This window comes from uncultured Campylobacter sp. (assembly GCF_938045225.1).
GTDB lineage: Bacteria > Campylobacterota > Campylobacteria > Campylobacterales > Campylobacteraceae > Campylobacter_A.
The window spans coordinates 1-2,749 of the sequence record NZ_CALINL010000223.1 but is presented as its reverse complement, the minus strand read 5'-3'; the positions used below and the strand labels follow the sequence as shown (position 1 = coordinate 2,749).

Below are 2,749 nucleotides of genomic sequence, written 5' to 3'. Positions count from 1 at the left end.
AAAAGATGTTTAGTATCGTAAATATGGCAAAGATGAAAAAAGTCTCTAGGCTAACTAAAATTCGTCGCTTGGTGCAGCTGATTTTTATCGGCGCGATCGGGCAATGGGCGTATTACGGGATTTTTAGATGCCCTTTTATCGTGCCTTTCGTAAACTGCCAATCCTGTCCGATCGTTACGTGCTGGGGGCGGATCGCGACCGTGTTTTTCGGCTTTTGGCTGTTTATCCCCGTGCTGGTTATTTTCCTCGGGCGCGCGTTTTGCGGCTGGCTTTGCCCGGGCGGATTCGTCAATCAAATGCTGGGCAAATTTGCCGCTTTTAAGCTCAAGCTAAAAAACAATAAGAAGCTACGATATGCGCAAATAGGAATGGTTCTAGCCGTTTTGCTTAGCGCGGGCGTATATTTTATCTACGGCAATCCTCGCGTCATGATCCCCATCCGCACCAGCGACGAGTATCTCAACGCCGTTATCATGTCCTTTAAATTTTCAGATTGGTACTGGGCGGTTCGCACTGCCGTCGTCGTGGCCCTCATCGCCGCATCCTTGATCGTCGCAAATTTATGGTGCCGCTTCGCCTGTCCTAGCGGCGGCATAATGGAGCTGCTGCGTAAAATTTCAATATTTCGCGTTTATAAAACGAGCGCCTGCGATAACTGCAACGCCTGTTTGCGCAAATGCGAAATGGGCACGAGACCGGACGAGATGAACTGCACGAACTGCGGCGATTGTATGGATGTTTGCCACGCGGATGCCATCAAATTCGGAAGGAAAAAAGATTGATGAATTTTTTCGCCAAACCCTCCTTCGACAACCACCCCTGCTTTAGCAAAAAAGCGTCCGCTAGCTACGGGCGCGTGCACCTTCCTGTAGCGCCGCATTGCAATATCCAATGCAATTTTTGCAACCGCATCTACGACTGCGCCAACGAAAATCGCCCCGGCGTAACGGGGAGGGTGCAAAGCCCTGACGAAGCCGCGCTATACGTGGAAAATCTATTTAAATTTAGACAAGATATCTCGGTCATCGGTATCGCAGGGCCCGGAGATCCTATGTGCGATGCCGACAAGACCCTAGCGACCTTTGAAAAATGCAAAGCCCGCTTCCCTCACGCCTTGCTTTGTCTGTCCACAAACGGTCTAGCTCTGCCCGAGCACGTGGATGATATCGTCCGCATCGGCGTGAGCCACGTGACGGTAACCGTTAATGCCGTAACGCCCGAAGTGGGCGGCAAAATTTATGCGTGGGTACGCCACGGAAATAGAATTTACCGCGGCGAAGAGGGCGCTAGAATTCTTCAGGCACGCCAAGAGGAAGGGATCCGCAAGCTAAAAGAAGCCCGCATGATCGTAAAAATTAATACGGTCGTAATCCCCGGCGTCAATATGGATCACGTCCCCCAAATCGCAAAAAAAGCCAAAGAGTGGCAAGCCGATATCATGAACTGCATGGCGATGATCCCCGTGCATGACACCCCTTTTGCAAATATCAAATCGCCCTCAAACGAAGAAATTCGCAACATGCGAAAGCTAATCGGCGGCTCCATTCACCAAATGACTCACTGCAGCAGATGTCGCGCCGACGCGTGCGGTAAGCTTTGCGAAGGATAAGGGCTTTGCGTTACGGCGGGTTTTGTCGGCTTTTTATCTGTCTGTCAAATTTAAATTTATATCGCGGTCGCGATTTTTACGATTTTATTTTCAAATTTCACAAAAGGAGTTAGCATGAAGCTAAAACAGATTTTAAAACTAGGTCGGCGCTTGCCGTTTGTTTAAATTTAGCAAGCGCAGAATCGCTCGAGCAGATCAAAAAAGACGGTGTGATCACTATCGCGACCGAGGGAGTGTATTCGCCGTTTTCGTTTCATAACAAAAAAGACGAGCTGATGGGCTACGACGTAGAAATCGCAAGAGCGGTCGCAGACAAGCTAGGCCTAAAGCCTAAATTTATCGAAGCCTCTTGGGACGCGATGCTAGCGGCATTTGATGCGGGCAAGGCGGACACCGTGTTTAATCAAGTAAGCATCACCGAAGAGCGCAAGAAAAAGTACGACTACTCCTTGCCATACATGACCTCGTACTCGGCAATCATCGTGCACGAGGACAACGACGATATCAAGAGCTTTGCCGATCTAAAGGGCAAGCACTCGACGCACTCGGTAAATAGCATGTGGATACCGACCGTCGAAAAGTACGGCGCAAAACTCGTCGCAGCCGATAACCTAAGCGACCAGATAAATCTCAAATCACGAAGCGTGCCGACGACATGATAGACGACGCTGTGATGTTCTACGACTACAAACAAGCACCCAAAAGCCCCAATAAAGCTGATAGAAGCAGGCGAAGATCCGATGTACACGGCCGCAGTCGTGCATAAAGGCAACATCGAGCTGCTAAACGTCGCAAATAAGGCACTATAGGAGCTACGCGTAGAAGGCAAACTAAAAGAAATATCGATGAAGTATTTTGATAAGGATATTTCGGAATAAACCAAAAAGCAGTGGGCGGGTAAATTTTAAATTTACAAATTTATAATTTATGTAGTCAAATTTATTTTTCAAACTATCTTTTGACATAAATGCATTTTCTAAATACTATTTTTATAACTTTTCTACACAACATAAAACCATAAAACAGGTATTTTGGCGCTAGGAAGTCGTTAAACTAAATTTAGTAAGATTATTTTTGGTTTTATGGATATTTTGTGTAAGACTCGTATAAATTTAAATAATTCAAAAATAAATAAGCAAC

At 46.7% G+C, this 2,749-nt stretch carries 2 protein-coding genes and 1 pseudogene; all 3 read left to right on the top strand.

Features of this window, described 5'->3' with window-relative positions:
- Nucleotides 1-5: 5 nt before the first annotated feature.
- Nucleotides 6-782, top strand: a complete 777-nt coding sequence (locus Q0200_RS08085; RefSeq protein ID WP_297940034.1) for a 4Fe-4S binding protein — start codon at nt 6-8, stop codon at nt 780-782.
- Nucleotides 782-1,609 (top strand): radical SAM protein, encoded by an 828-nt coding sequence (locus Q0200_RS08080; RefSeq protein ID WP_297940031.1) that lies wholly within the window; start codon nt 782-784, stop codon nt 1,607-1,609. Before Q0200_RS08085 ends, Q0200_RS08080 begins: the two co-directional genes overlap by 1 nt.
- A gap of 161 nt (nt 1,610-1,770) precedes the next feature.
- Nucleotides 1,771-2,487: pseudogene (locus Q0200_RS08075) on the top strand (transporter substrate-binding domain-containing protein); the annotation flags it as partial.
- Between the last annotated feature and the right edge of the window lie 262 nt (nt 2,488-2,749).

Coding starts and splice junctions, on each gene's coding strand:
- Q0200_RS08085 (WP_297940034.1), top strand. CDS start 6: ATGTTTAGTATCGTAAATATGGCAAAGATGAAAAAAGTCTCTAGGCTA.
- Q0200_RS08080 (WP_297940031.1), top strand. CDS start 782: ATGAATTTTTTCGCCAAACCCTCCTTCGACAACCACCCCTGCTTTAGC.